Origin of the sequence: Hydrogenophaga sp., assembly GCF_051007235.1 — a bacterium.
Taxonomy (GTDB): domain Bacteria; phylum Pseudomonadota; class Gammaproteobacteria; order Burkholderiales; family Burkholderiaceae_C; genus Hydrogenophaga.
In genome coordinates this window covers 1-6,762 of sequence record NZ_JBPCSJ010000207.1, presented here as the reverse complement: position 1 = coordinate 6,762, position 6,762 = coordinate 1, and the positions used below count along the sequence as shown (strand labels likewise).

The 6,762-nt window shown below is 67.4% G+C and carries 6 protein-coding genes; 3 read left to right on the top strand and 3 right to left on the bottom strand.

Annotation, left to right across the window (positions count from 1 at the left end; genetic code table 11):
* On the bottom strand, positions 1–2,429 hold a 2,429-nt coding region (locus ACR2JA_RS07655; RefSeq protein ID WP_434008501.1), incomplete at its 3' end, for a DNA topoisomerase III.
* A gap of 156 nt (positions 2,430–2,585) precedes the next feature.
* On the opposite strand from ACR2JA_RS07655, the gene ACR2JA_RS07650 reads away from it, so the two are divergent.
* The 3 genes from ACR2JA_RS07650 (at position 2,586) to ACR2JA_RS07640 (ending at position 4,771) form a co-directional block, all read left to right on the top strand.
* Positions 2,586–3,062, top strand: coding sequence for an SET domain-containing protein (locus ACR2JA_RS07650; RefSeq protein WP_434008500.1), 477 nt, complete (start codon positions 2,586–2,588; stop codon positions 3,060–3,062).
* Between the two features lie 99 nt (positions 3,063–3,161).
* On the top strand, positions 3,162–3,956 hold the full coding sequence (locus ACR2JA_RS07645; protein WP_434008499.1) for a biotin--[acetyl-CoA-carboxylase] ligase: 795 nt from the start codon (positions 3,162–3,164) through the stop codon (positions 3,954–3,956).
* A complete protein-coding gene (locus ACR2JA_RS07640; protein WP_434008498.1) occupies positions 3,950–4,771 on the top strand; it encodes an SPOR domain-containing protein in 822 nt (273 codons plus the stop codon). Before ACR2JA_RS07645 ends, ACR2JA_RS07640 begins: the two co-directional genes overlap by 7 nt.
* Positions 4,772–4,930: 159 nt before the next feature.
* On the opposite strand, the gene gap is transcribed toward ACR2JA_RS07640, so the two are convergent.
* Both gap and ACR2JA_RS07630 read right to left on the bottom strand, forming a co-directional pair.
* The gene (gene gap / locus ACR2JA_RS07635) at positions 4,931–5,929 is read right to left on the bottom strand and encodes a type I glyceraldehyde-3-phosphate dehydrogenase (protein ID WP_434008497.1); all 999 of its coding nucleotides are present in this window, start codon (positions 5,927–5,929) and stop codon (positions 4,931–4,933) included.
* Between the two features lie 148 nt (positions 5,930–6,077).
* Positions 6,078–6,762, bottom strand: a 685-nt coding sequence (locus tag ACR2JA_RS07630; protein ID WP_434008496.1) for a transketolase-like TK C-terminal-containing protein, incomplete at its 5' end; no start/stop codon positions are given.

Below are 6,762 nucleotides of genomic sequence, written 5' to 3'. Positions count from 1 at the left end.
CGCGCCACCGGCTGCTGCAGGATGATCTTGCCGCTCTTGAAGTCGCAGCTGGGCGTGGCCTGCGCCATCGTGGGCACGGCTTTCTCACACACGTAGTTGGCCCCGTGCTCGTGCACCGCTCCACCACACTTAGGGCAAGCGCCCAGCGATTCGCTGCCGGTCAAGTCCACCAGCTCGCCGGTCTCTTCGTTCTTCTTGTCGTCGCCGAAGTCGAATTCGAGCTTCCAGTTCTTGTCCTCTTCGTTGAACTTGATGACGATCTCGGCCACGAAGGGCCAGCCCGCCTTGGAGCGGAAGCCCTCCAGCGGGCCGATCTTCTTGTCGCGCAGCAGCTGTTCGGCCTCTTCGGGCTCGAAGGTGCGTCCGGCCGGCGTCTTGCCGAACGAGAAACCGCAGCCCTCGCTGGCGCCGTCGGCGCCGGTGCAGGTGTAGCGCCGGTAGTTTTCCTTCACCACGCCGCCGCAGTTGGGGCAGGGCGTGGCCAGCGTGACGTAGTTGCCCGGCACGGTGTCGCGGTCGTATTCCTTGGCCTTCTTGACCATGCGCTCGGTCATCTGCGCGATCTCGGCCATGAAGGCGCTGCGGCTGAGCTTGCCGTGCTCCATCTGCGCCAGCTTGTATTCCCACTCGCCGGTCAGCTCGGCCTTGGAGAGCTCTTCCACTTCCAGCCCGCGCAGCAGCGTCATGAGCTGGAAGGCCTTGGCCGTGGGAATGAGTTCGCGGCCTTCGCGCAGCATGTACTTCTCGGTCAGCAGGCCTTCGATGGTGGCCGCCCGCGTCGCTGGCGTGCCCAGACCCTTTTCCTGCATGGCCTCGCGCAGTTCGTCGTCGTCGATCAGCTTGCCCGCGCCTTCCATGGCGCCCAGCAGCGTCGCTTCGCTGTAGCGGGCCGGCGGTTTGGTCTTCAGGCCTTTGGCTTCCACCGTTTCGGTGCGCACCGTCTCGCCGTCGCGCACCGGCACCAGGTTCTGGCCTTTGTCGCCCTCTTTCGCGCCTTCCACGTCTTCGGCAGCTTCCTTGCCGTACACCGCCATCCAGCCCGGCTTGACCAGCACCTTGCCTTCGGTCTTGAAGTGGTGGTTGAGCACCTTGGAAATGCGCGTGGTCACCATGAACTCGGCGCTGGGGAAAAACACCGCCAGGAAGCGGCGCACCACCAGGTCGTACAGCTTCTGCTCGGCCTCGCTCAGTCCACTGGGCGCCTGCAGCGTCGGGATGATGGCAAAGTGGTCCGAGACCTTGCTGTTGTCGAAGACGCGTTTGGTGGGCTTGATGTAGCCGTTGTTGAGCGCCGTCAGCGCGTGCGGCGCCAGGTGCTTCATGCCGCTGTCGGCCAGCATCTCGAAGGTCTGCTTGACCGTGCCCAGGTAGTCCTCCGGCAGGGCCCGCGAATCGGTACGCGGGTAGGTCAGGGCCTTGTGGCGCTCATACAGGCTCTGCGCCAGCTGCAGCGTGGTCTTGGCCGAGAAGCCGAAGCGGCCGTTGGCCTCGCGCTGCAGGCTGGTCAGGTCGTACAGCAGGCCGCTGGCCTGCGTGGTCGGCTTGCTTTCTTCGGTGACGCTGGCGGCCTTGCCACGCACCGCGTCGACGATGGCCAGCGCGTCGCGCTGGTTCCAGAGGCGGTCGGCGCGCAGGTCGGCATCCGCATCGTCGCCGGTGGGCTTCTTGAACGTAGGGTCGAACCACTTGCCCGGGTACTCGCCGGCCTCGGCCAGGAAGCTGGCGTGGATTTCCCAGTAGTCGCGGCTGCGGTGGGCGCGGATCTGTTCCTCACGCTCGACCACGATGGACAGCGTGGGCGTCTGCACCCGACCCACGGTGGTGAGGAAGAAGCCGCCGTCGCGCGAGTTGAAGGCCGTCATGGCCCGCGTGCCGTTGATGCCGACCATCCAGTCGGCCTCGGAGCGGCTGCGCGCCGCGTCGGCCAGGCCCTGCATCTGGGCGTCGCTGCGCAGGTGCTCGAAACCGTCACGGATGGCCGCTGGCGTCATGGACTGCAGCCACAGGCGCTGCACCGGCTTGCCCAGCGACTGATATGAACCGCCTTTCAAGCCACCAGCGTACTGCTCGATCAGGCGAAAGATCAGCTCGCCCTCGCGGCCCGCGTCACAGGCGTTGATCAGGCGCCCCACGTCCTTGCGCTTGGCCAGCTTGACCACCGCACTCAGGCGCGACTTGGTCTTGTCGATCGGCTTGAGCTCGAAGTAAGGCGGCAGCACCGGCAGGTGGGCAAAACTCCACTTGCCGCGCTTGACGTCGAACTGCTCGGGCGCGGCGATCTCCACCAGGTGGCCCACGGCGGACGTCACCACGTACTGTTCGTTTTCGAAATGGTCGTCGTGCTTCTCGAACTTGCCCGCCACCGGGGTGAGGGCACGCACGATGTCTTGTGCCACGGACGGCTTCTCTGCAATGACCAGGGTCTTCATTCTCTACAATCGGTTTCCACGCGCGTACACACGCGCACACATGAGTGCGCGCCCACACGCGCGCACCTGCACAAAACAACCTTACCAAAATTCCCGGCCGTGAAGAAAACCGCAGGATCCGCCCCCAGCCCCCGCACTTCCACCGCCGGGAAAGCCGTGGCCAGCAGCCGCCGCATCCAGACGCGCCGCTCCGGTGTGCACGGCAAGGGCGTCTATGCGGTGGCCGATCTGGCCGAGGGCGAAACCCTGATCGAGTACGTGGGCGAGGTCATCGCCTGGGACGAGGCGCTGGAGCGCCACCCGCACGACCCCCAGGACCCGAACCACACCTTCTATTTCCACATCGATGAGAACCACGTCATCGATGCCAAGTACGGCGGCAACTCCTCGCGCTGGATCAACCACAGCTGCGACCCGAACTGCGAAGCCGAGATCGACGAAGGCCGCGTCTTCATCCGCGCGCTGCGCAACATCGCCGCCGGTGAAGAACTGTTCTACGACTACGGCCTGGTGATCGACGAGCCCTACACGCCCAAGCTCAAGGCCCAGTACCCCTGCTGGTGCGGCTCGAAAAACTGCCGTGGCACGCTGCTGGCGCCCAAACGCGGCGGCCGCGCGACGAAACTCGGATGACCCCCCTGCGCCGCTTTGCGTCTTCCCCCCAGGGGGACAACACCTGCGCCCCGGCCAAGCCGGTTGCGCGGTGTTTCTGGTTGAAGGCACTGCACACGCATGTCTGACCTGCTCGCCCACGTCGAAGGCATCTGGCAGGCGGTGGTGCCGCAGCTGCCGAGCTTCACCGTCGAGGTGCTGCCAGAGATCGATTCCACCAACACCGAGCTGATGCGCCGCGCGCGCGCCGGCCTGGCCGAGCCGGTGCTGCTGGTGGCCGAACAGCAGACCGCGGGCCGCGGCCGGCTGGGCAAGGGCTGGCACAGCAGAGCCGGGCAGTCGCTGACCTTTTCCATCGCCCTGCCGCTGGCGCCGGCCGACTGGTCGGGCCTGTCGCTGGCGGTGGGCGTGAGCCTGGCCGAGAGCCTGCACCCCGATGTGCGCCTGAAGTGGCCCAACGACCTGTGGCTGCAGCAACGCAAGCTGGGCGGCATCCTGGTGGAGACGGCCAGCACCGGCGACGGGCAGGTCCGCCGCACGGTGGTGATCGGTGTGGGCATCAACATCGCGCGACCGGAAGCCGAGGCGGTCGCCGCGCTGGCCACGCCGGAGGCGGTCGCCGCCATGGCGCCGGCGGGGCTGGCCGAGGTGCACATGGGCATCACCGCCGGTGAAACCCTGGCCCGCGTGGCGCCCGCGCTGCTGCGCGACGTGCTGGCCTTCGAAACCCATGGCTTCGCGGCCTTTGCCAGCCGCTTTGCGCAGCGCGACGCGCTGCAGGGCCTGGCGGTGCGCCTGTCCGACGGCACCGAAGGCACGGCCAGCGGGGTGGACGCGCAAGGCGCGCTGCGGCTGCACACGGCCCAGGGCCCACGGGCGGTGACCAGTTCGGAAGTGAGCGTGCGCCCATGCTGAGACTGGTGATCATCCTGCTGGTGTTGGCCAACGCCGGCTATTTCGCCTGGACCCAGGGGTACATGGCGCCGCTGGGCCTGGCGCCGGCGCAGCATGCCGAGCCCGAGCGCCTGCAGGCGCAGATCAAACCCGGATCGCTGCGCCTGCTCAACGGCCCCAAGGGCACGGCGGTGCCCGAACCGGTGGCCGAACCGGCTGTCGCACCGCCCCCCGCGGCCGGCGAGTCGAGCGCACCCGAGACGCCCACGGCCAGCAACGAAACGACTGCCACGGCCACCGAGGTCACAAGCGCCAGCGCGACCGGTACCACCAGCACCACGGCGCTGAACACCCCCGCAGCGCCTGCGCCGCCACCGCCGGCCCCGGCCACCGCCTGCTGGCTGGCCACCGGCTTCACGCCGGCCCAGGCTGACGCCTTGCGCAGCGCCCTGTCTGCCAGCGGCCTGCCGCGCGAGAGCTGGCAGCTGGGCGAAGTCAAGCTGGGCGGCCGCTGGGTGGTCTACATGGGCCGCTACAACGATGAGCAGCTCGAACGCAAGAAGACCGAGCTGCGCACGATCGGCGTGGCGTTCCGCGAACTGTCTGGCCCGCTGAGCCCCGGCCTGGCGCTGGGCACCTATTCCAGCGAAGCCGCGGCCCAGCAGGCCTTGCAGGACGTCAACCAGAAGGGTGTGCGCACCGCCCGCGTGGCGCAGGAGCGCGCCGAAACCAGCGCCTGGAACCTGCGCCTGCCCGCCATCACCGACGCCCAGCGCGGCACCGTGACCGGCCTGGGCGCTGCGCTGGCGGGCAAACGGCTGCAGCGCTGCACGTAAAAAAAGCCGCTGTACCAACAGCGGCTTTTTTCTGCCGGGCAACTGACGCACACCCGAAGCGCGTGCCCGAACCCCCGGGGCACCCGTGGAACCGGCTTCGCTGGGCCACAGGGTGCGCCCCCCTGAGGGGGGAAGCCGCGAAGCGGCGCAGGGAGGAGCTTACTTGCTCACGACGCGGACCATCTCCAGGCACGTGTTCGAGTAGCCCCACTCGTTGTCGTACCAGCTCACCACCTTCACGAAGGTCTTGTCCAGCGCAATGCCGGCGTCGGCGTCGAACACGCTGGTGCAGGTCTCGCCGCGGAAGTCGGTCGCCACCACCTTGTCGGTGGTGTAACCCAGCACGCCCTTCAGAGCACCTTCGCTCTGCGCCTTCATCTCGGCGCAGATGTCTTCGTAGGTGGCTTCGCTGTTGAGTTCAACGGTCAGGTCCACCACCGACACGTCAGACGTCGGCACGCGGAAGGACATGCCGGTCAGCTTCTTGTTCAGCTCGGGGATCACCACGCCCACGGCCTTGGCGGCGCCGGTGGAGGACGGGATGATGTTTTCCAGGATGCCGCGGCCACCGCGCCAGTCCTTGTTGGACGGGCCGTCCACGGTCTTCTGGGTGGCGGTGGCGGCGTGCACCGTCGTCATCAGGCCGCGCTTGATGCCCCACTTGTCGTTCAGCACCTTGGCCACGGGGGCCAGGCAGTTGGTGGTGCACGAAGCGTTGGAGATGATGGCCTGGCCGGCGTAGGTCTTGTCGTTCACGCCGTAGACGAACATGGGGGTGTCGTCCTTGGACGGAGCGGACAGGATGACCTTCTTGGCGCCGGCATCCAGGTGCTTCTGGGCGGTGACCTTGTCCAGGAACAGGCCGGTGGACTCGATGACCACGTCGGCACCGACTTCGGCCCACTTCAGGTTCGCGGGGTCACGCTCCTGCGTCAGGCGGATGGTCTTGCCGTTGACGACGATGTTGCCGCCCTCGACCTTGACCGTGCCCTTGAAGCGGCCGTGCACGCTGTCGTACTGCAGCATGTAGGCCAGGTAGTCGGGCTCCAGCAGATCGTTGATGGCCACGATCTCGATGTCCGAAAAATTCTGGATCGCGCTGCGCAGCACGTTGCGACCGATGCGGCCGAAACCGTTGATACCGACTTTGATAGCCATGTCCGTTACTCCTTCAGTTGGGAAAGTTGCTGATCAGAAAAACAATTCAACGCAGAGAGGATTCAACCCAGGGCACCGCCGGGCCGGCTTTGCCGGACGGCCAGTGCCGCCCCCTGGAGGGGGTCGCGCGAAGCGCGGCAGGGGTGGGTCATTTCGCCAGCACGGTGCGGACGGTGTCCACCACGTTGGCCGGCGTGAAACCGAAGTGCTGGAACAGCACCGGCGCAGGAGCCGATTCGCCGTAGGTGTCGATGCCGACCACGGCCGACACGCCGTACTTCCACCAGCCGTCGGTGGAACCCATCTCGACGGCGACGCGCGGCAGCCCCTTGGGCAGCACAGCGGCCTTGTACTCGGCGCTCTGGCGGTCGAACACGCTGGTGCTGGGCACGGACACCACGCGCACGGCGATCTTGTGTTCCTTCGCCAACTGTTCCTGGGCCTTGAGCGCCAGCTGCACTTCGGAGCCGGTGGCGATGATCACCGCCTGGGCCTTCTTCTTGAGACCCACGTCGGCCGGCTCGGACAGCACGTAGCCGCCCTTGCTGATGTCGGCCTGGTGGGCCTTGGGCGCGTAGGGCAGGTTCTGGCGCGACAGGCACAGCGCGCTGGGGCGGTGGGCGGTCTGCAGGGCCACGGCCCAGGCGACGGCGGTTTCGGCCGTGTCGGCGGGGCGCCAGACGTCCAGGCCCGGGATCAGGCGCAGGCTGGCGGCATGCTCCACCGACTGGTGGGTCGGGCCGTCCTCGCCCAGGCCGATGGAGTCGTGCGTGAACACGTGGATCACGCGCTGCTTCATCAGCGCGGCCATTCGGATCGCGTTGCGGCTGTAG